Annotated in this window: 15 protein-coding genes; 7 read left to right on the forward strand and 8 right to left on the reverse strand. The window is 53.8% G+C overall.

Features of this window, described 5'->3' with window-relative positions; genetic code table 11:
* Nucleotides 1-9: 9 nt before the first annotated feature.
* The gene (locus Q4G72_RS11870; protein ID WP_303311640.1) at nucleotides 10-534 is read right to left on the reverse strand and encodes a PAS domain-containing protein; all 525 of its coding nucleotides are present in this window, start codon (nucleotides 532-534) and stop codon (nucleotides 10-12) included.
* A 43-nt stretch (nucleotides 535-577) separates the two neighbouring features.
* Nucleotides 578-802, reverse strand: a complete 225-nt coding sequence (locus tag Q4G72_RS11875) for a hypothetical protein (protein WP_303311641.1) — start codon at nucleotides 800-802, stop codon at nucleotides 578-580.
* Nucleotides 803-1,145: 343 nt separating this feature from the next.
* Here Q4G72_RS11875 and Q4G72_RS11880 point away from each other — a divergent pair, with 343 nt between their 5' ends.
* Together Q4G72_RS11880 and Q4G72_RS11885 are read left to right on the forward strand one after the other, a co-directional pair.
* Nucleotides 1,146-1,643, forward strand: coding sequence for a hypothetical protein (locus Q4G72_RS11880; protein WP_303311642.1), 498 nt, complete (start codon nucleotides 1,146-1,148; stop codon nucleotides 1,641-1,643).
* Between the two features lie 216 nt (nucleotides 1,644-1,859).
* Nucleotides 1,860-2,114 (forward strand): hypothetical protein, encoded by a 255-nt coding sequence (locus tag Q4G72_RS11885; protein ID WP_303311643.1) that lies wholly within the window; start codon nucleotides 1,860-1,862, stop codon nucleotides 2,112-2,114.
* 252 nt (nucleotides 2,115-2,366) lie between these two features.
* On the opposite strand, the gene Q4G72_RS11890 is transcribed toward Q4G72_RS11885, so the two are convergent.
* Nucleotides 2,367-4,556: a glutamine synthetase III family protein gene (locus tag Q4G72_RS11890; RefSeq protein WP_303311644.1), complete on the reverse strand. Its 2,190-nt coding sequence runs from the start codon at nucleotides 4,554-4,556 to the stop codon at nucleotides 2,367-2,369.
* Nucleotides 4,557-4,838: 282 nt separating this feature from the next.
* Here Q4G72_RS11890 and Q4G72_RS11895 point away from each other — a divergent pair, with 282 nt between their 5' ends.
* The 3 genes from Q4G72_RS11895 to Q4G72_RS11905 all read left to right on the forward strand — a co-directional run bounded on the left by Q4G72_RS11895 (nucleotide 4,839) and on the right by Q4G72_RS11905 (nucleotide 10,804).
* A complete protein-coding gene (locus Q4G72_RS11895; protein WP_303311645.1) occupies nucleotides 4,839-6,689 on the forward strand; it encodes an LTA synthase family protein in 1,851 nt (616 codons plus the stop codon).
* Nucleotides 6,690-6,808: 119 nt separating this feature from the next.
* Entirely contained in the window at nucleotides 6,809-8,149 is a 1,341-nt protein-coding gene (gene mtaB / locus Q4G72_RS11900; protein ID WP_303311646.1) for a tRNA (N(6)-L-threonylcarbamoyladenosine(37)-C(2))-methylthiotransferase MtaB, read from the forward strand.
* Nucleotides 8,150-8,236: 87 nt separating this feature from the next.
* Entirely contained in the window at nucleotides 8,237-10,804 is a 2,568-nt protein-coding gene (locus Q4G72_RS11905) for an alpha-amylase family glycosyl hydrolase (RefSeq protein ID WP_303311647.1), read from the forward strand.
* Nucleotides 10,805-10,928: 124 nt separating this feature from the next.
* Here Q4G72_RS11905 and Q4G72_RS11910 read toward each other — a convergent pair whose 3' ends face one another.
* A complete protein-coding gene (locus Q4G72_RS11910; RefSeq protein ID WP_303311648.1) occupies nucleotides 10,929-11,564 on the reverse strand; it encodes a helix-turn-helix domain-containing protein in 636 nt (211 codons plus the stop codon).
* 580 nt (nucleotides 11,565-12,144) lie between these two features.
* Nucleotides 12,145-13,383 (reverse strand): ABC transporter permease, encoded by a 1,239-nt coding sequence (locus Q4G72_RS11915; RefSeq protein ID WP_303311649.1) that lies wholly within the window; start codon nucleotides 13,381-13,383, stop codon nucleotides 12,145-12,147.
* A 139-nt stretch (nucleotides 13,384-13,522) separates the two neighbouring features.
* On the opposite strand from Q4G72_RS11915, the gene Q4G72_RS11920 reads away from it, so the two are divergent.
* Nucleotides 13,523-14,800 (forward strand): asparagine synthetase B, encoded by a 1,278-nt coding sequence (locus Q4G72_RS11920; RefSeq protein WP_303311650.1) that lies wholly within the window; start codon nucleotides 13,523-13,525, stop codon nucleotides 14,798-14,800.
* 358 nt (nucleotides 14,801-15,158) lie between these two features.
* Nucleotides 15,159-16,979: a glycoside hydrolase family 2 protein gene (locus Q4G72_RS11925; protein WP_303311651.1), complete on the forward strand. Its 1,821-nt coding sequence runs from the start codon at nucleotides 15,159-15,161 to the stop codon at nucleotides 16,977-16,979.
* A 96-nt stretch (nucleotides 16,980-17,075) separates the two neighbouring features.
* On the opposite strand, the gene Q4G72_RS11930 is transcribed toward Q4G72_RS11925, so the two are convergent.
* From Q4G72_RS11930 to lpxK, 3 genes are read right to left on the reverse strand one after another with little or no spacing between them, the layout of a single operon-like run.
* Nucleotides 17,076-17,717, reverse strand: coding sequence for a MiaE family protein (locus Q4G72_RS11930; RefSeq protein WP_303311652.1), 642 nt, complete (start codon nucleotides 17,715-17,717; stop codon nucleotides 17,076-17,078).
* A 56-nt stretch (nucleotides 17,718-17,773) separates the two neighbouring features.
* On the reverse strand, nucleotides 17,774-19,759 hold the full coding sequence (locus Q4G72_RS11935; protein WP_303311653.1) for a putative porin: 1,986 nt from the start codon (nucleotides 19,757-19,759) through the stop codon (nucleotides 17,774-17,776).
* The gene (lpxK, locus tag Q4G72_RS11940; protein ID WP_303311654.1) at nucleotides 19,752-20,804 is read right to left on the reverse strand and encodes a tetraacyldisaccharide 4'-kinase; all 1,053 of its coding nucleotides are present in this window, start codon (nucleotides 20,802-20,804) and stop codon (nucleotides 19,752-19,754) included. Before lpxK ends, Q4G72_RS11935 begins: the two co-directional genes overlap by 8 nt.
* Between the last annotated feature and the right edge of the window lie 39 nt (nucleotides 20,805-20,843).

Below are 20,843 nucleotides of genomic sequence, written 5' to 3' on the forward strand. Positions count from 1 at the left end.
TTCAGCAGGCTATGCTTCTTTGCTCAGCTGTTGTTGCAATGCTTTTATCTGACGCTCCAATTCCAGGGTACGAAAGGTTATTTTGGTTTCCAGGTCGGAATAAGAGCGCTCCAGCTGTTCCTGCAGGCGCTTTTGCTCGGTAATATCGGTGCAGGTGCCAAACCAGCGAATGATCTGGCCATCTTGATTACGCTGGGGCAATGCCTGTCCTAAAAACCACCGGTAGTTGCCCTCTTTGGAGATAAAACGGTATTCGATTTCATAAAATTCGCCCGTTTGTAAGGAATGGTTCCACCGGTCGCGGGCGCGCTGTTGGTCTTCGGGGTGGAGCAGATTGTTCCACATTTCCGTACCACGACTTTTTTCCAGGGTATACCCTGTGTATTCAATCCAACGCTGGTTGAAATAGGTATGAAAGCCTACCGAATCAGTAATCCAGACCAATTGTGGAATCAGCTCAGCCAGAAACCGAAACTGGCTGGCATCCTGCGTTAGAGGGAAATCTTCACCGGAAGGAACCAGATTATTTGCCATAGCAAAACAGTAGTAAAATCTATCGAAAATGAGCTTTTACGCACTAGGGGCGCGTGAGCTGCATCTCCATTCCTGATTGAAAATAAAGGTTTAGGGAACTGAACTCCCCATCGGGGGAGCGGCGCATGCGGGTAATGAGGGCCCGGGTTTCTTCTTCGGAAAGCTGCAGCTGCAGATAGGGACGGTTCAGCAACTCGTCGCGCTGTACGGACCAGTCGCCTTGGGCGGTATGGCCGGGTGCCTGTAACTGCAAGAACCCAGGCTGCATGACAAAATTAGTAGCCAGTGCCAGCGCGCTGTTCGGATTTGTTTGGTTCAGTACCCGGTCGGAAACTCGCCATGTACCTGCCAGATATTCATCTGGCAATTGTTGAAGGTTTATGTCAAGTAGCAAATCGGGCATACAGTCAGCTTAGTCGCACAAAAATACGGGTACCACAGAAAAAACACGTAGTAATAAACTCTGTATTTTCCTCCAAAAAATGGACGTGATAGGCATAGAGGGCCTCTTTAACCCTAAGACTCGTATAAAGATTCCAAAGGGTGGCTAATACCGATTATCATGCTACCTTGATTGGCGGTGCCGGTAGGCGGCACTGGTTTCCTGCCTTATGAAATACCCTAAACGAGTTTTTCCCTTCCTGCATCAAGTTGCCCGCGTTTCCGGCCTGGCAGCCTGGCAAACCGGGCGGCTATTTCGCAAAACGGCCCTGGCTGCCTTGGAATCCATTCAGGATGTACTCCGTGCTGAAGTGAAAAAGGGCAACATGAAGCTGGTAGCTGATTTCCTGGCCGATAAAGCCATGCCCGCCGCCCGTGCTTTGCTGTTGGAGCGTATGGCAGCCCGACTGCTGGTGCGGATTGGGCTGCGCGGAGTCCTGGCCTCCAGCGTGGTGGGCTGGGTTTTACCATTTGTCCTGGAGAAACTTCTGCAACTGGCCAATAAAGCCGGAGTATTCGAGAAGATTAAGGCAAATGATACTGTGGCCGATGCGCTCCACCGTCTGGATGAGTTGAAGCGCGCCACCCTGAAAGCTATCCTTCCGGATGCAGGCAGTAGCGCCGAAGTCATGGACGATGATGCAGAGCTTCCCCGGCAGCTTTCCTAGCCATGGTGGTTACTGAACCTCCTTACAGTAAGATTTTAATCTAATCTATGCCGCACAAAAATGTTGCTTCAAAGGTTTTAAAGGCCTTTTTACTGCTGCATTAGCGTATGATTCCCAGCACCTGCCGCTTAGGGCAAAACACAAAAGTGTATCCTCAATGTAGCCTTCATAAGCAGGTTACCGTACACGGGACCTTAACCACCAACCTTGACTCTTATGAAACTGCCATTTAAATCCATCTTGCTAGCCGCTACATTTGCCGCCCTTACTACTGTATCCTGCACCGAAAAGCAGCAGGAAAACACCGAAGCCGCGACTGAAAATGCCGCTGATCAGACGGGTGCAGCTGCAAATGATGCCGCCAACGAAGTACAAGAAGATATGGCCCGGGAGCCCGGTGATACGGCCGTTGTAATAAATAAAGAAACTGAGGGTGTGGTAGATAAAGTACCTGCTACCCCGCAGAACTAGTTCGACTTCATAGCTTACTTATAGTACCGAAAAGCCCACTTCGAAAGAGGTGGGCTTTTCGTTTTTTATCAGAAAGCAAGCGGGCTTTACAAAGCGGTGCTATCATGCAGCATTAATGCGAGTCTGTGGCAGTACATGCTAACCAAGCAGTCCGTAAACGAAAAAAAGCCGCCCCACCCGGAACGGCTTTTTCGAAATCGAGACCGAAGAAAATTCCCACCCAACTTCGGTTCGATTCTGACCCTGGTGGGCTTAGTGCCGGAACAAAAGTTCGCGGTACTTCACCAGGGGCCAGTCCTCATCGGCCACCATCAGCTCCAGTTTGTCTACGGAGCGACGGATGACGTCGAAATGCGCTTTCACGTTGTCGCAGTAGGCCAGGGCCCGCTCGCGCGTGTCTTCAATTTTGTTGGCCACTTTGCGGGCATTCACCATTTCATCCACTTGGGTTTTGATGGTAGCAATGTGGCGCGAAATAGCTTTAATAGTGTCTACCGTAACCTGCGTGTACTCATCGTCGAGGCCAATTTCGCGCAGGCCGCGCACGTTGTTTACTAGCTTGGTCTGGTACGCCACGGCCGTGGGGATGATGTGGTTCACGGCCAGGTCGCCCATTACGCGGCTTTCAATCTGGATTTTCTTGATGTAGTCTTCCAGCAGGATTTCGTGGCGGGCGTGCAGCTCTACATGCGAGTAGATGTTGTGCCGCTCGAACAGGTGCGCCGACGTGCGGGTTACCAGCGCATCCAGGGCCTGTGGCGTGGTAGGGATGTTGGACAAACCACGGCGCTCAGCCTCTTCTTTCCACTCGTTGGAGTAGCCATTGCCCTCAAAACGGATGTTTTTGGAAGTGATGACGTAGTCGCGCAACACATCGACAATGGCTACTTCCTTTTTCTTGCCCTGCTCAATCAGCGCGTCAACTGACTTCTTGAACTCGATGAGCTGGTCAGCTACAATGGTGTTCAGCACCGTCATGGCTGAGGAACTGTTGGCGGAGGAGCCTACTGCCCGGAACTCGAACTTATTGCCGGTGAAGGCGAAGGGCGAGGTGCGGTTACGGTCGGTGTTATCGAGCAGAATAGCGGGAATCTTATCGATGCCCAGCTTCAGGTAAATGTTGTCGCCTTTGTCCAGGGGCAGCTTGGCGGTGCGCTCCAGCTCATCCATTACGGAATCCAGCATTGAGCCCACGAATACCGACATGATGGCCGGCGGTGCTTCGTTAGCACCCAGGCGGTGGTCGTTGCTGGCCGAGGCAATGCTGGCGCGCAGCAGGTCGCCGTGCGTGTGCACCGCTTTAATGGTGCTGATGAAGAAAGCCAGGAACTGCAGGTTCTCTTTGGGGCGCTTGCCCGGAGCCAGCAGGTTTACACCGGTGTCGGTGCTCATGGCCCAGTTATTATGCTTACCGGAGCCGTTTACGCCAGCATATGGCTTCTCGTGCAGCAGCACTTTGAAGTTATGCGTTTCCGCTACCCGGTCCATGATGTCCATCAGGAGCTGGTTGTGGTCTACGGCCAGGTTAGCATCCTCGAAGGTAGGAGCGCACTCGTACTGGTTAGGTGCTACCTCGTTGTGACGGGTACGCAACGGAATGCCCAGCTTATTGGCTTCTTCCTCGAAGTCGAGCATGAAAGCATGCACGCGGCTGGGAATAGAGCCAAAGTAGTGGTCTTCCAGCTGCTGGCCTTTGGCCGGCGCGTGGCCGAACAGCGTACGGCCGGTCATCACCAGGTCAGGACGCGCATCAAACAGCGCTTTGTCTACCACAAAGTACTCCTGCTCGATACCGAGTGTGGTCGACACGCGGTTTACGTCCTTATCAAAGTACTGGCATACATCTACTGCGGCCTTTTCCAAAGCGGCCAGCGACTTGAGCAGAGGTGCTTTGTAGTCGAGGGCTTCGCCGGTGTAGGCAACGAAAATGGTCGGAATGCACAAGGTTTTGGCACCCGCCGTTTCAATGATGAAAGCCGGCGAAGTGGGGTCCCAGGCGGTATAGCCGCGGGCCTCGAAGGTATTGCGGATGCCACCGTTCGGGAACGAGGAAGCATCGGGCTCCTGCTGTACCAGCGCGGAACCTTTGAAGTTTTCTATCGGACGACCGTCTGAGTTCAGGTCGAAGAAGGAGTCGTGCTTTTCGGCAGTAGCACCGGTGAGGGGCTGGAACCAGTGCGTATAGTGCGTCGCACCTTTGGCCATGGCCCAGGTCTTCATGGCAGAAGCAACGGCATCAGCTACGGAACGCTCTACAGGCGAGCCTTGCTTGATGGCAGCTTGCAGCTTCTTGAAGTATTCACCAGGCATAGTAGAGCGCATGGCGTCCAGGTTGAACACGTTCTTCCCGAAGGAATCGGAACGACGTTCACCGGATGAAATCACCTCGACCGTTTTGCGCTGGTCGACGAGTTCAAGAGCTTTGAAGCGAAGAATGGCCATAAAGAGTTTAACGTGTACTTATTCTTGAGTTATACAAAGGTAGAGCTGCCAAACACTATAATCCAAACATACCCATCTAAAACAGGGGTGTTTTTCTGAAAATTCAACTATAATTTCAACAACAGCCCTTCAAAATACCTGTGTTATCAAAATATTAACCTTGAAAAGCCGAAATCACCCCTTTTTCACTCACCCCACCCCTATTTATATACTGTCGAGCTATTTTCAGATGAAAACTCTCAACCTGCATGGCTCCCCAATGGTTCATCTTACTTTTACAGTGTGAGAAACCGCTTTACGTTTCAGCCTCGCCTCTTCTGCTTCTGGCTGGCGTACTTTATTCTGGCTCGTCTGCTTTTTTTAGGATATCACGCCGACCACCTCAGCGCGCTGCCGGCCGGTACAGTTCCCCGGCTTCTGTGGTATGGTTTGCGGCTTGATGCTTCGGCCGCGGCTTATCTATGCCTGCTACCCTTCCTGATATTTATGTTCGGCAGTTTGGCCGGGCCGCAGTTTCCTTTAGAGAGGCTGGTGCGCTTTCCTACGGCCGTAGCAGGCGTAGTCGTAAGCTTTCTGGTAATTTCGGATCTGGAGTTGTACCGGGCCTGGGGGTTCCGGCTGGATGCTACGCCCCTGCAATACCTGAATACACCTTCCGAAATGCTGGCCTCGGCTGGGTCCGCGCCGTGGGCGGTGCTGCTGGCTTTGTTTGCCGGGCTCTTAATAGTGGGATGGCTCCTATATAATAAAGGAGTAGGCCGGCTGCCGCCACTACCAGCTGGGTTCGGGCGTGGACGCGCTTTACTGGTTAGCTTACTATACTCATTGCTGCTGATAGTTCCGCTGCGCGGTGGGGTGCAGCAAATTCCGGTAAACCAGAGCGACGTTTACTTTTCGCCCCAACCCTTTGCCAACCATGCAGCGCTCAATGTGGCCTGGAACGTGGTAAATGCGCTGGTGCAGCAAGGAACTACTACCAACCCTTATCAGTACATGGCAGATACTACGGCTCACCGTCTCACGCGGCAGCTGTATCCAACGGCTATGCAAGATTCAGGAGCAACCCTGCTGCGGGTTAAGCGCCCAAACGTGCTGTTCATTATTCTGGAAAGCTTCACTTCTAAACTAGTGGGCAGCATGGGCGGTGAGCGGGGCGTAACGCCGACGCTGGACAGCCTGCAAAGCTCTAGTGTGTTGTTCACCAACATCTACGCCGCTGGCGACCGGAGCCAGAAAGGGCTGGTTTCCCTGTTGAGCGGATATCCCAATCAGCCCAACACCAGTATTATCAAATACCCCCGCAAAACGGAGCAGCTGCCGCAGTTAAACCGCAGCCTGAAAGCGGCAGGCTATTCCTCGCATTATTATTATGGCGGCGAGCTGGCTTTTGCTAACATGAAAAGCTACCTGGTAGCCGGGGGTTACGACCAGATTACAGAACGCACCGACTTCCGCGCCAAGGAGCAAAACTCCAAATGGGGCGCCCACGACCACATCCTGTTTCGCCGGGTACTGGCGGACTTGACCACCCAGCGGCAGCCTTTTTTCGTTACGGCTTTTACCCTGAGCAGCCACGAGCCTTTCGAGGTGCCCATGCCTACCCGGTTTAAGGGTCCTTCAGAAGCTGACCAATTCCGCAACTCTATCTATTACTCAGACCATGCTCTGGGCCAGTTCCTGCGCCAGGCCCGGCAGCAACCCTGGTGGGACAACACGCTGGTAGTGCTGGTTGCTGACCACGGCCATGCTCTGCCCGGTAACTCCCCCAACCACGACCCGGCCAAGTTTCGGATTCCGCTCCTGCTGACGGGCGGCGCCCTGCTCCCTGCCGCCCGGGGCCGGATTGTACCCGAGCTAGGCTCGCAGACTGATGTCGCCGCCACCCTACTGGCGCAACTGCATTTACCAGCTGCCGGCTACACCTTCAGCCGCAATCTGCTCCAACCGGGCACTAAGCCATTTGCTTTTTATTGCTTTACCGATGGATTTGGTCTGGTGACCCCGCAAAGCACCGTTTCTTATGATAATGCTGCCCGGCAAATCATCAGTAAATCGGACAGCGTTACTACCGCGCAGCTGCGCCTGGGCCAGGCCTACCAGCAGGCAACGTTTGAAGACTTTCTGCATCGGTAGAACGGTGTCTACGCTTGGCGGAAAAGCTTAGGTCCGCTGAGTTTAGAGGAACTTGCGGGCACCCTTGAAAACTTGATTCGGCAGCTCCGCCAAGGCGTTGTATCTTTGCGGTCTTGCTTATGGATACAAGAAAAGTTGCCTTTTATACGCTGGGCTGCAAGCTCAACTTCTCCGAAACCTCGGCTATTGGTCGGCAGTTTGAAGAACACGGCTTTGCTAAAGTAGCTTTTGAGGAAGCGGCCGACATCTACGTCATCAATACCTGCTCCGTCACGGACCACGCCGACCGGAAGTGCCGCAAGGTGGTGAAGGAAGCCCTGCGCCACAACCCCGAAGCCTTTGTGGCCATTGTGGGCTGCTACGCTCAGCTCAAACCCCAGGAAATTGCCGAAATCCCCGGCGTGCACGCTGTGCTGGGCGCCGCCGAGAAATTTCAGCTGGTAGAAACGCTGGCCGGTTTTCAGAAGCCGGCCGCCGGACAGCCGGGTCAGGTGTTTGCCTCCCCTATATCTGAGGCTACGGAATTCCATGCCGCGCATTCTTACGGCGACCGGACGCGCACCTTCCTGAAAGTGCAGGACGGCTGCGACTACTCCTGCTCCTTCTGCACCATTCCGCTGGCACGTGGCAAAAGCCGCTCCGGTTCCGTGCAGAGTGTGGTAGAGCGAGTGCAAAAGTTGGCCGAAACCGGCGTAAAGGAAATCGTCCTGACCGGGGTAAACCTCGGCGACTTTGGCCTGCAAGGCCCTGAGCGGGAGCGGCAGGAGAACTTCTATGACCTGGTACAGGCCCTGGACGAAGTGGAAGGCATTGAGCGGTTCCGCATCAGTAGCTGCGAGCCCAACCTGCTCACGGATGAGATTATCCGCTTTGTAGCCCGCTCCAAGCGGTTTATGCCCCATTTCCACATTCCACTGCAATCGGGCTCTGATAAGATTCTGGGGCTCATGCGTCGCCGCTACCGCCGCGCGCTCTACATGGATCGGGTGCAGCTGATTAAGGAAGTGATGCCGCATGCGTGCATCGGCGTGGACGTTATTGTAGGATTTCCTGGCGAAACCGAAGCCGATTTTCTGGAAACTTACCAGTTTCTGAATGATTTGGACATCAGCTATCTGCACGTTTTTCCATATTCGGAGCGGGCCAATACGCTGGCGCCCTCCCTGCCCGGCCGCGTGCAGGACCGCCACCGCCACGAGCGCACCACCCAATTGCGCAGCCTCTCCGAAAAGAAAAAGCGCTTTTTCTACGAGCAGCACGTGGGTCAGGAAACGAAAGTCTTGTTTGAAGACGACGTGACCAACGGCCAGATGGAAGGCTTTACCCCCAACTACATCCGCGTAACGGCTAAGTACGACCCGCTGCTGGTAGGCGAAATGAAGCTGCTACGCCTGACCAGCGTGAACCCGCAAAACCTGATGGAAGCCGAGGAAGTCGGTTTTGAAGTGCTGCAGCATTAACAGTTGAGCCTAGACAGAGGATTACTTATTGCTCTTTCTTTCGATTCAAGAGAATCATCCAACTAATCCTCGTCTAGCTACCTGCTGATGAAACACTTCTTCCTTTTCCTGCTGCTCCTGCTAAGCTGGAGCGCGCAGGCAGTGCCGCTTACGTTTCGGGTAGACATGAGCCAGCAGGCGGTAGTTGCCGCGGGCGTGCATGTAGCGGGCAATTTTCAGACAGCGGCTGGTTTTGCTGCCGATTGGGACCCGGCTTCTACCCTACTCACCGATACCGATAAAGATCAGATTTACGAGGTAACGGTGGAAGTGCCGGCAGGGGTGTACCTCTATAAATTCGTGAATGGCAACAGTTGGGATGGTGCGGAGTTACCCAGTTCTACCTGCGGCGTAACGGATGGAGGCGGAAACGTAAACCGCCAGGTAAGCCTGAGCGCTACCGGTCTTCGTCTGCCCAGCGTTGCATTTGGCGACTGTAACACACAGGTGCGGTTTGCCGTGAACATGCGCGGCCAGACGGTTTCCCGGGCCGGCGTACACGTGACGGGCAATTTTCAGACTCTGGCCGGCTACGGCAGCAACTGGGACCCCACGTCTATAGCCCTGCGGGATGATAATGGCGATGGTATCTACGAAGTCCAGCTGTCCTTGCCCGCGGCCAGCCGTTTTGAGTATCGGTTTGTGAATGGTGACACTAACAGCAGCGCTGAGATAGTGCCCGCCGCCTGTGGTACAGCTGATGGGAACGGCACGCTCAGCCGTGTGCTTGATGCAACGGGCGCCGTAAATACCACGCCCGAAGTCTGCTATAGTACCTGCCAGGCCTGCGGCTCCTCACCTACGGAGTACAGCACCCACTGGTGGAACGATGCTGTTTTCTACGAAGTATTTGTACGGAGCTTCTACGACAGTAATGGCGACGGGCAGGGGGACTTTGCCGGGCTAACGAAAAAGCTCGATTATCTGAACGACGGCGACCCTGCCACGACCACTGACCTCGGCATTACAGGTATCTGGCTGATGCCCATGATGGAATCCCCCAGCTACCACGGCTACGACGTTACCAACTACAAAGCCACCGAGCCGGACTATGGCACCATGGCCGAGTTTGAAACTTTTCTGGCCGCTGCTCACGCCCGCGGCATTAAGGTCATCATTGACTTTGTACTGAACCATACCTCCAGCCAGCACCCCTGGTTCACGCAGTCGGCCAGCAGTGCAACCAATGCTTACCGCGACTGGTACCGGTGGTCGAGCACTTTCCCGGGTACCGGCCCGGGAGGAAGCACAGTGTGGCACCCGCTGAACAGCAGCTATTACTATGGCTCATTCTGGAGCGGCATGCCTGATCTGAACTGGCGCAATGCCGAAATGAAAGCCACTATGTGGGATATTTCCCGCTTCTGGCTTAACAAAGGGGTAGATGGCTTCCGGCTCGATGCCATTAAATTATTGGTAGAGGACGGAGCCACTTATGAAAATACACCCGGAACGCTGGCCGTGCTGGAGGAATTTCATGATACGATTACGCAGATAAAACCGGATGTATTCACCGTTGGCGAAGCCTGGTCTCCGACAGCAGCTGTAGTGCCCTATGTGGTGAATGACCGGCTGAATACCTGCTTCGAGTTTGAGCTGGCCTCGGCTACCCTCACTGCCTTAAATACTGGCAGCGCGAATGCCCTGCGTAATCAGCTGAACTTGGTAAACCAAAGCTACCCGAAGCTGCAGTACGCTACCTTCCTTACCAACCATGATCAGAACCGGGTACTGGGTACGTTGGGCAGCAACATGGCCCGCATGAAACAGGCCGCTATGCTTTACCTGACGATGCCGGGAGTACCCTTTCTTTACTACGGCGAGGAAGTGGGCATGCTGGGGGAAGGCGCAGATGAAAACAAGCGCCGGCCCATGCAATGGGCCAACAGTTTAAATGGCGGTTTCAGTACTGGTACGCCGTGGCGTGCGCTCAATTCCAACTATGCTCAGTTTAACGTGGCCACAATGCAGACCGATCCGGCTTCGCTGCTCAACCACTATAAGAAGCTGATTGCCTTACGCAACTCGCATGAAGTGTTACGCAAAGGCTATTATTTGCCCACTACTACTTCCTCAGACGCCAGCGTACTCGGCTACGGCCGCATATTGGGTTCGGAAGCGGTGCTCATTATTGCCAATATTTCCGCAAGTAGTGTGGCAAATATGAAGATTTCCTTGGCTGTTTCCTCACTGCCGGCTGGTACATATCAAGCCTCTGACCTGTATACCGGCAAGGCAGCCGGGACTATTGTTCTCAATGGACAAGGCGGCTTCAGCAATTGGGCAGTACCACTTACTTCTCTAGGCGCTAACCAAACCTGGATGCTCCATTTGGAGCCTTCTCAGCCTACCGCAGCCATTGGTCAGCGTGCTTTGCTCCAGATGCGGCTATTCCCCAACCCGGCCAGCAACCAAGTAACACTGGAACTGGCTCAGGCCTCAAAGGTACCCAGCCAACTTACCGTGTATGACCTGCAGGGCAGGATAATTCAGACTGGGTACTTTTCCGGCCGACGGCATCTGCTTACCACCAGCACATGGGCTAACGGCTCCTATTTTCTCCGGGTGCAGTCAGACCAAAATATCTATATACAGCGTGTAGTAATAACCCACTAAAAGTCCGGCAGCATAAAAGTCTTAAACAGAAAACGGGGTCCTGGCCAAGTGCCAGGACCCCGTTTTCTGTTTAAGACTTTTAGTTAATGTTTTATAAAAGCTGGAGCGAGCATTCCATCCCTTTTTATTTAATGAGTTGCCGCTGCATTAAATCCATCATTTGCTGCATCAGGCGCTGCTGTTCTTGCAAGTGCTGGTTGCGTAGCTCAGCCATGGCCAGTTGATGCGCCATTTGCTGGGTGTATAAAGCAGTCTGCCAGCTAGTATCTGCCGCAGGAGTTGCTGGCGGGGTGATTGATACTGGATTCTCTGTTAAGGCAGGATTCCCAACAATGGAAGGAGTGGATATTGCAGATTCAGACTTTACGACTTGTGCGGCTGACTTATCAGCGTTTGCAGAATCTGGTAGGTGTGATACAGAATTATGTGGGACCACAGTATTGAAAGTAGCAGGCCCTGCTTGCGCTTCCACTTCGGCAGGAGCCAACGTTGGTATAGCGGCAGACACTGTGGTTGTCACTTCCTGGTCGTTTCCTCTAAACATAGGACCTGAACCCTGCATCAACCAATCCTTTGATACATTTGGATATACTTCAAATACCTTACACAAAAGGTCAAATCCAGGCTTGTTTCGCTCTTCAACCAAATGTTGAATGACTGTTGCAGTCTTTTCCAGGGATATAGCAAAGGCATTTTTAGTCATCCCCAATTCCTGAATGAGCTGGCTAAACCGCTGTCCTATTGTTTCTTCTTTTGTCATATTTCCAAATGAGTAATATATTATTACACCCCAAATATACTCAAATGGAAACAAAAATATGTATTCTCATTCTTTATAAAATAGAGACAGAAGTAACTGAAATGGGAATCCTTGTGGGTGTTTGGCACCGAATGTTAAAAGCCGCGCCAACGTATTGCTATTACTTTGAATGAATACCTCAGGGCTTGTTCTCGGTTTTAATGAAGTGTGTACTTGCTTGCATACCCAGTTTCAAGAAGTGAGAAGTTGTAGGAAAAAGTATCGGCATTGAGCTAGTTCCCTCCTTCTCTACCTTGAGATTACTGGTCGAATTAGCTAAAAGAGGAACTCAGTTCTGGTTAAATTCCATATAGATATAGAAGCCCTTTACCCTGTCTTACTGGCCTTCATCGTTGGCTATAATTCGTGAACATAAACGCTTCCTGTCAATAGCCTTAGGTACTAAAACTCTTCTAGAAACGACTTGCCTCCATCCAAGCCTGGGCCTGGAAGGTGCGCGGCGATGCCCTTTGAAACGCCAGTAATAAGTTAGAATAGGGAAGCATGGAAAGCCAATTGAGCCCTGGATGCTTTTTGCCCCTTACTCGTAGCGCAACGACTCTATAGGGTCGAGCTGAGCGGCACGGCTGGCGGGGTAATAGCCCGAGGCCAGCCCTACGCTTACACAGATAAACAAGCCCAGGGACATCCACAGCCATGGCACCAGGAAAGCTCCTTCGCCAATAAACAGAGAAATGGAGTTGCCCATGGCTACCCCTAAAACAATGCCCAGGGTACCACCCATTACGCAGATAACAATAGCCTCAATCAGGAACTGCTGCCGGATCTGTAGGGCCGTTGCGCCCAAAGCTTTGCGAATTCCGATTTCGCGGGTACGCTCTGTTACCGATACCATCATGATATTCATGAGGGCAATACTGGCACCCAGTAGCGTAATAAAGCCCACCAGAAAGCCGCCGATTCGCAAGTTGCCCGACAGGGAATCCAGCTTACTGGCTAGCGAGTCACTACGCTCTACTTCAAAAGAATTTTCTTGGCCCAGTTGGTCGTGGCGTACGGCGCGCATAATACCGGTGGCCTGCCCCATAACGAAGCCCAGGTTTTCGGGCTGCACAACGGCCGTTTTAATATCGTAGGTCAGGGCACGCTGGCGGGGCATCTGATTGCCCGTTTCCAGCGGAATCAGAAGGGTACGGTCGGCACCGCCACCGCCCATGGTGGAGCCGCTTTTCTCCAGCACCCCTACCACCTGAAAGCGTCGGCCCAGAAAATAGATATACTTATTGAGCGGGCTTTGCCGTGGGAAGAGTTTGTCTTTGATTTCGGAGCCTACAATGGCCACGTTGGTGCCATTATCCAATTCTGCCTGTGAAAAGGCTCTGCCACTACCCAAGGCGTAGTTCTGAATCATCAGGTAATTTTCATCACCTGCCACCACGTTCATGTTGGGGTTGGTTTTCTCTCCATTGGCTTTCACCTCAGTAGCTCCGGCAATAAAGGCCGATACGCCCACCTTGGCTTCCTCTCCCACCTCTTCCTTGTACTTCTTGGCTTGCAGGTACGATATGGCCGGATAGGTTTTGGTCTGCATGCCACCCCGCCGCATGCGGTTCGTATACCCTTTGGCGGTCATCTCAAAGGAGTTGGCCCCCAGGCTGGCGAAGGTTTGGTTCAGGGAATACTTAATGGAATCGATGGCCGTTAGAATACCGACCAGCGACATAATACCAATGCTGACAATTAGAGCCGTGAGAACCGTGCGCAGCAGGTTGCTGTGAATGGAACGGAATGCCTCTTTGATGTTTTCTAGCAAGTGCATGGCAGAAACCCTCAAAAGCCGAAGCATGCCCAGAACTCGGGGTAGCTATGTTGGCGGGTCCTGCAAGGTAACCGCTTTCGGGTAAAAGCCCAGCGGTTTTGGTACATTTGTTTAGGCGGGTATTTTTCCGATTTCGGCTATGATATTGAAGCGTTTTATTCTACTGATTGCGCTCCTGCTGGCGGGCATGGCTGGCTCGGGGGCAGCCTGGGCCAATCATATCCTCATTCCCATGGATGAGGCCCAGAAAGAGCATCTGAAAGCGTATGGCATTGCTTACTGGCTGCTGACCAAACAGGTAGAGGTGGATTGGCTGCTGAACTACCGCGGCGGGGCCTTTGCGTGCGAGAATGCCCAGGGGCTGGAAAATGAGCTGGCTATTCGGGGCGTGAGCTTCCAGGTCATCAGCGCCGCCCAGTACACTGGCATCCTCTCCGAAATTGCCGACCCCAATGCCAACATGGATATCATGAAGCTGGAGAAGGTTCCCAAAATTGCGGTATACACTCCCAAGGGAAAGCAGCCCTGGGACGATGCTGTAACCATGGTGCTGACCTACGCCGAAATACCCTACGACCAGATTTATGATGATGAGGTATTGGACGGTGCCCTCCCCAAGTACGACTGGCTGCACCTCCACCACGAGGATTTCACCGGCGAGTACGGCAAGTTCTACGCGAACTACCGCAACCGCCCCTGGTACCAGCAGCAGCAGCGCGAAGCTGAGGCGGCGGCGCGGCGCCACAATTTTACCAAGGTAAGCCAGATGAAAGGGGCCGTGGCCGCCCGCATGCAGGAGTTTATTGCCGGCGGCGGTTTCCTGTTTGCCATGTGCTCCGCCACGGATACCTATGATATTGCCCTGGCGGGCCTGGGCGTGGATATGGTAGAAAGCATGTACGATGGGGACCCGGCCGACCCCAACGCCCAGCAAAAGCTCAATTTCAACCGCACATTGGCTTTCAAGGACTTCCAGTTGGTGCGCGACCCCTACCAGTACGAATACAGTAACATCGACATGCAGCCGCAGGAGCGCGGCGTTTACGAGGACAACGACTACTTCCAGCTGTTTACTTTTTCGGCTAAGTACGACCCCGTGCCCACCATGCTCACGCAGAACCATGAGAAGACCATAAAGGGCTTTATGGGCCAGACCACGGCGTTCCGCAAGCAGCTTATCAAGCCCGATGTAGTGGCGATGGGCGACAACAAAACCTCCGGCGAGGTGCGCTATATGCACGGTACGCTGGGCAAAGGCACCTGGACGTTTTATGGCGGCCACGACCCCGAAGACTATCAGCACCTGGTAGAAGAAGAGCCCACTGATTTGTCGCTCCATCCCAATTCGCCCGGCTACCGCCTCATTCTGAACAATGTGCTGTTTCCGGCCGCTAAGAAAAAGAAGCAGAAAACCTGATTCTTTGGCCGCTTATCCTGGCCTGTATAATGCCGGGGCATTTCCTTTTTAAAGCTATAGGGTTGGAGCTAGATGCTCCTATCCTGAGGACCCGCGTGTTGCCAGCTAAGGCGCATTGTTTTAGCTTTCCCCCAGATAAACCTGCTGTTCCGGCGCCGTCGGCCTCCTGCTGCCTGTACTTCCGGGGTGCTGATTTATCCTTTGCACCACAAATAGAAGTTGCCCGCACCCGCTTTACTAGTCAGGGGCAGACATGAGTAAGCGCCTGCTGTTAAGGAATATCGATATTTTTTAACTTACTATACGATCAATAAAAGCCAAGTTCTCGTTAGTTAAGGCTTCACCTTTTGCAGCTTTCATGGATTCTGATCAAAAGAACTACGGGTTTTCGCGCAGCGAAGGCGAACTGCGCACCGCTAATCCCTTGCCCCGCGCCGTCCTGCGTACCAATAATTACCTGCTGTTGGACGGAGAATGGAAGTTTGAACATGACGTACATGATGTTGGTTTGCGTGACAACTGGTATGTAGGGCACAACTACTCCGATACTGCCCCCTGGCCGGGCTCCGTAGAGGACCACCTGGCACAGGTAAAAGGCGAGCAGATGCCCGTTGGCTGGCAGGATCAGGTGATTGTGTGGTATGAGCGGGAGTTTCCGCTGCCTGAACGCGGCGACGATGGTACTCATTCTATGTTCCAGCTCACCTTTGGGGCCTGTGGCTACGAAACCCGCGTATGGCTGAATGGTCACCAGCTGCGCACCATTGAGGGCGAAGACGTGCATTACGGTGAGTATACCTCGTTTTCCTTTGAGTTGAAGGAAGAAAACCTGCGGCCCGTTAACCGCATTACGGTACGTATTGCCGACACCATGGACGCTGAAACCACCCGTGGTAAGCAGGAGTCACACGTGTATAAGCGCGGCGGCATCTGGTACCAGACCTATACGGGAGCCGTACGCAGCGTTTGGCTGGAGATGGTAGAGCGCAACCGCCTTCGCTCCCGCGTTGGCGTAGACAGCATTATTGAAGACCAGCTGGTGCGGTTCAATATCACCACCCGCATCCACGACCCAGGTTTCTACACCCTACGCCTGCAGGTATTTGACCGGAGTACGCCCTCCCCTCAACCTCTGGCCACCTCCGACTTCCCCCTGCGCCTGGAATCCGGGCAACGTCAGCAGCGAGTGGTGATGGAACTGCCCGGGGCCCGGCTTTGGGGCCCCGGAAGCCCCAACCTGTATTATCTGGTAGCCCTACTTATTGACAGCGAAGGTTATACGGCTCAGATTGAAACTCACTTTGGGCTGCGCAAGATTGAGTCCCGGGGTAAGTTTGTGTACGTGAATAATCAGCCCCTTTATCTGGATGGCATTCTGTACCAGCCCGGCACTGCCACCTACGAGGAAATGCGCAAGCATATGTATGCCATGCGAGAGTTGGGCTGCAACCTGGTACGCGTGCACATTGCTGGCGTAGACCCCCGCATTTATAACCTGGCCGATGAGTTGGGTTTGCTCCTTTGGGTAGAGGTACCCAGTCCGCATACCTCCACGCAGCGCAGCCGGGAAAACCACCGGGCGGAGCTACTGCGCATGCTGGCCCTCATTGAGTCGCATCCTTCAGTAGTTATCTGGAGCCTGTACAATGAGGACTGGGGTGCTCAGGATATTGCCACAAACTCTGAAACGCGCCGCTACATCACCGAAATGTATCATTACATGCAGATCGAGCACCCCCAGTTTCTGGTGGTGGATAATGATGGCTGGCAGCACGTATCGGCGGGTGGCCGTCTCATGTCGGACCTGTTAACGGCTCATTTATATACTCCGGAGCTGCCGCACTGGCAGGATGTATTGGACCGCCTGGTGCAGGGAGATTTAAACGGCGTAGCTGCCTTCCCCCTGGTAGTAGGCGACCCATTTTTCTACCGCCGCCAGAAACCGCTAATTGTCAGCGAGTGGGGTGGCTTCGGTTTCCCGGATTACGGGGGGCCGCAGGATGCGGCAGCCCGTACCGAGCAGATTCGGCAGTATAAAGCAGAGCTGCGTAAGCGTCCCATTGCCGGCGACGTATACACGCAGGCTACCAATATTGAGGATGAGCGTAACGGCCTGATTGATCCACATACCGGTAAGCTGGATGTGCCTGCTGGCCTGTTGGCGTCCAGCTCGGTCTGAGAATCAAATACTAATAACAGCTTGGCCCTATGGTAGCGTCTCACAAGCGAGACGCTACCATAGGGCCAAGCTGTTTCAACTTGTCCTGGGGCTCCGTTAATGCATTCGGTCGTTGCGCACCGGCAGGTTGGTAATGATTTCGCCTTCTATTTTGAGTAGCTCCTGCAGGCGGGCATCTACTTCCTGGGCATTACAGTATTCCTTGGCTAGGTCAACATAACTTACAAAGTGGCCAGCTTCCGACACCATCAGCTCATAGTAGAATTTGCTCAGGCCAGGATCCGGAATATGCTTCCACAAAAGCTTGAATCGCTCACAGCTACGAGCCTCTATCAGAGCACTTACCAACAGTTGATCCATGAGCTGCCGCTCGCGGGGCCCGCCCTTTCGAACGTACGTCATGAGCTGCACCACGTACTCGTCACGGCGAGGACGGCCCAGCTCGTGGCCGCGCTTGCGCAGCTCCAACAGCACCCGCTCAAAGTGCGCCCACTCTTCGGCTACTAATGCCGTTAGCTCATCTACCAGTCTGGATTTCTCGGGGTACTTCAGAATGAGGCTGATGCCCGTGCTGGCGGCTTTTTGCTCACAGTAGGCGTGATCTACGAGAATATCCTCAATGTTCTTGCTGGCAATATCCACCCAGCGGGGGTCAGTATTGAGTTTGAGTTTGAGGATGGTTTTCTCGCGCTGCCGGGCTACGTCGGCATTTGCATCAGAAAGGATATCGTCAGTCATGATAAGCTAAAGCAGTGCTTTAATCGGGCTGGTTAGAAGAGGCCCTATAGAGCAGATTAATCAAAGAAATTCCACTTTATTCCAAACTGGAAGCTTCGCGGATTACCCGTGTAGTAAGGGGTAGCAAAATACCCGTTGTGCAGCAGACCTTGATTGAGGTAGGCCATCTTCAGAAACACGGTTACGGTCTTAATGTCACCCGTCAGGAACACATCCACCAAGGGGTAGTTGCGAACGGTAAAGTGGTCCTGCACGAAAAACTGCTGCGTACTGGGGCTATAGTCATATGCCTTCCACCGGGACTGAAAGTACGTCTCCACTCCTACCTGCCCAAACAGCGCTTTCTTGAACAGGAACCCCTGATAGGCAATACGGCTGGTGAGCACGGCGGCCGGAATGCGCAGGCCTTCTTCATCGCCCCCGCCGGTTAGCGTCAGGTCATGGTCAGTGTAGAAGCCTCCCAGCACCAACCGGTGCCGGAGGCGGCCGATATATAATTGGCGGTCCGTACTCAACTGCTCCGGTTTAGCCTCCTGATTATAAAAAATCAATTTACGGATATTCACCGCAGAGCCTTCCACCAGAAACCGTTGAGCGCCAAACTGCCTCTCAATTCTTACCAGCAGTTGGTTTACTTTGGTAAAATCGAATTCTGAAGGGTCGGAATCTAAGTGAGACCAGGCAAAATGGTTTCCGCTGAACTGCTGCTCCGTGAGCGTGGGCGAATAGCTGGAACTGAAAACCTCCGCCGTAAGAAAACCTAACCGCGCCGAAGCGCGCACCCAGTATTCATCGGCAATCTTGTATTCTCCAGCCGTTTGAATAGCAAATTGCTGATAGCGGAAGGCCGCGTTGCCACCCACAAAAACCTGATTAAACTTGCGCACACCAACGGTGTCTGTACTTTCTCCGCCTATCAAGGAGCGTGTTTCCAAGCGGGCATTGCGGTAGCGGCCGTACGCGCGGTAGTCTACGGCATCGGTGTGGCCGAGTACGCCTACCGTATTTTCAATCTGCCGGAATAAAGCCCGGTCTTCGGTTTTGGTGGAGTCGAACTGGGTCTGCCGTTTGGCGCTGAACCGGGGATAGTACCGGATATTGCCGCTTTCATCGTAGGGAATGGCGTCGTCGTTGTAGCGGTTCTGCTGTCGGTTAAAGTCGAAGACATGGAAGGCGGTGAGGCCTTTGCCCAGTAGCCGGTAGGTGTGCGCCAAGTGAGCATCGTCTCGGTTGTCGCGGTTAATAGCCTGACTTAGCCAAACCCGCTCCCGCTGATAATCAAACAACTGATTTGGCACCGTATCTTGTTGGGCACGAGGAATTGACGCATCATTTAGCGGACGGATACCTCCCTGCTCTACGGCCTCATGACGGGTAATAATATAGTTGGCCAGGAGATGATACCGCTCATCGGTGGTTTGGTAGCGACCAAAAAGAGTAATCCCGGAATGCCGAATCAGGCCCTCGCGCGGCGACGCGCCTACTACTTTATTTGACGCCAGTCGCTCGTAGGAAAAACCCACGTTGGCATTCTTTTTCAGGCTGCGGGAGTGAGAGAGCTGGAAAATCTGCTCCCCTAGTCCTCCTTGCAGATAACGAAAAAAGGTATACGGCGAGCGGGTATCGTAATACACCACATCGGCGGCGGTCCGGGCATATTTATCGAATACGTTGCGGCCCAGACGGGCGCCCAGCTTGGTGGGTTGCTCCCACAGGAGTTTGCGTGAGGCGGTACCCAGGTTCCCCAGGTCCTGCTGGTAGGTGGTATCGTTCAGCCAGTACCGCCGAATGTTGTGGAACGTCAGCAACGTAGTATCCAGCGTTTGACCGGTGGTGATGTCGCGCAACACGTCCCGCTCCCGGATAACTTTGGTAGTCAGAGGACTATATAACACTCTGGTAGTGTCATCCAGTACCTGTGCGTGTAGCGGAGCACCCATACCCAGCCACAGCAGGATAGCCAGCAGCCACTTTCCGGGGCTGCTGGAAAGCTGCTGCACCCGGCAGCGCCGCATCAAGGAATAAAAAGACAGATCAGACAACAGCTTGGGGCTGAAAAGAAGACACTAGTAAAGCACGAAGCCGGCTGGCGCCATCGGCCAGAAACCGGACTTCAATAGGAACATAGAATACCGGTACGCCCGCCAGCACCCGCTGCAAAGCGGGCTGAGAAAGGCGCATGGCATCCTTTTGCGTGGTAAAGATGCTTTGTCCCGGCCGGAGTTGGGCACAAACGGCCTGAATTTCCGCCGGGGTAAAGGCATGGTGGTCGGAAAAAGCCGCATGGTGTTCTATCTGATAGCCCGCTGAGGCCAGATAGGTACGTAGCGGTTCTGGCTGCGCAATACCAGTGAGCAGAACCACTCCGGTACTGGCCGGCGCGGGACTTGCCCCTACGGCCACGGGGGCTCCATAAAGATAAGCGGAGAACAGCACCGGCACTCCGGCCCTGGTGTAACGGCTAATGCGCGCCTCTATTGCTAGCTTTTCTGCATCTGGCAGGTGACTGGGGCATTTGGTTACCACTACCACATCGGCCCGGGCAGCTCCGGCGCGGCTTTCCCGCAAACGGCCGGCGGGCAGCACATGGTCCGAATAAAATGGCCGTTGGTATTCCGTCAGGAGCACAGAAAGGGTTGGGTGCACGCGGCGGTGCTGATACGCATCATCCAGTACAATTACACTAAGCTGCTGATGCTTTAGCAGTTCCAGTAAGCCCACGCGGCGGTCCTCCGCCACGGCCACGGGCACGGCGCTATGAAAATCTAGAAAATGCTGCCGGGGCTCGTCACCTACGGTAGTGGCGGTATCCGTGGGCTGCACCAGGCGGTAACCTTTGGTGCGGCGGCCGTATCCACGGCTCAGAATAGCGGGATGCTCGCCTAATTCCTGTAGCTCCCGCACCACCCAAGCCACGTGCGGGGTTTTGCCTGTGCCGCCTACCCGTAAATTGCCCACACTGATGAGCGGAACCGGAAACCGCCCGGCCGTCAGCATTCCGGCATCGTAAAGCCAGTTGCGCACCGCCATAATGCCGGCATAAAGCCAGCTTAGGGGCAGGAGCAACAGCGTAACCAATCGGGGCATAGAAACGAAAACAGGGCCGGCAAAAATACGGGGATTTTG

This window comes from Hymenobacter sp. BT730 (assembly GCF_030542105.1).
Classification (GTDB): Bacteria; Bacteroidota; Bacteroidia; order Cytophagales; family Hymenobacteraceae; genus Hymenobacter.

Coding starts and splice junctions, on each gene's coding strand:
- Q4G72_RS11910 (WP_303311648.1), bottom strand. CDS start 11,564: ATGACAAAAGAAGAAACAATAGGACAGCGGTTTAGCCAGCTCATTCAG.
- Q4G72_RS11890 (WP_303311644.1), bottom strand. CDS start 4,556: ATGGCCATTCTTCGCTTCAAAGCTCTTGAACTCGTCGACCAGCGCAAA.
- Q4G72_RS11920 (WP_303311650.1), top strand. CDS start 13,523: ATGATATTGAAGCGTTTTATTCTACTGATTGCGCTCCTGCTGGCGGGC.
- Q4G72_RS11915 (WP_303311649.1), bottom strand. CDS start 13,383: ATGCACTTGCTAGAAAACATCAAAGAGGCATTCCGTTCCATTCACAGC.
- Q4G72_RS11885 (WP_303311643.1), top strand. CDS start 1,860: ATGAAACTGCCATTTAAATCCATCTTGCTAGCCGCTACATTTGCCGCC.
- Q4G72_RS11905 (WP_303311647.1), top strand. CDS start 8,237: ATGAAACACTTCTTCCTTTTCCTGCTGCTCCTGCTAAGCTGGAGCGCG.
- lpxK (WP_303311654.1), bottom strand. CDS start 20,804: ATGCCCCGATTGGTTACGCTGTTGCTCCTGCCCCTAAGCTGGCTTTAT.
- mtaB (WP_303311646.1), top strand. CDS start 6,809: ATGGATACAAGAAAAGTTGCCTTTTATACGCTGGGCTGCAAGCTCAAC.
- Q4G72_RS11875 (WP_303311641.1), bottom strand. CDS start 802: ATGCAGCCTGGGTTCTTGCAGTTACAGGCACCCGGCCATACCGCCCAA.
- Q4G72_RS11870 (WP_303311640.1), bottom strand. CDS start 534: ATGGCAAATAATCTGGTTCCTTCCGGTGAAGATTTCCCTCTAACGCAG.
- Q4G72_RS11880 (WP_303311642.1), top strand. CDS start 1,146: ATGAAATACCCTAAACGAGTTTTTCCCTTCCTGCATCAAGTTGCCCGC.
- Q4G72_RS11930 (WP_303311652.1), bottom strand. CDS start 17,717: ATGACTGACGATATCCTTTCTGATGCAAATGCCGACGTAGCCCGGCAG.
- Q4G72_RS11925 (WP_303311651.1), top strand. CDS start 15,159: ATGGATTCTGATCAAAAGAACTACGGGTTTTCGCGCAGCGAAGGCGAA.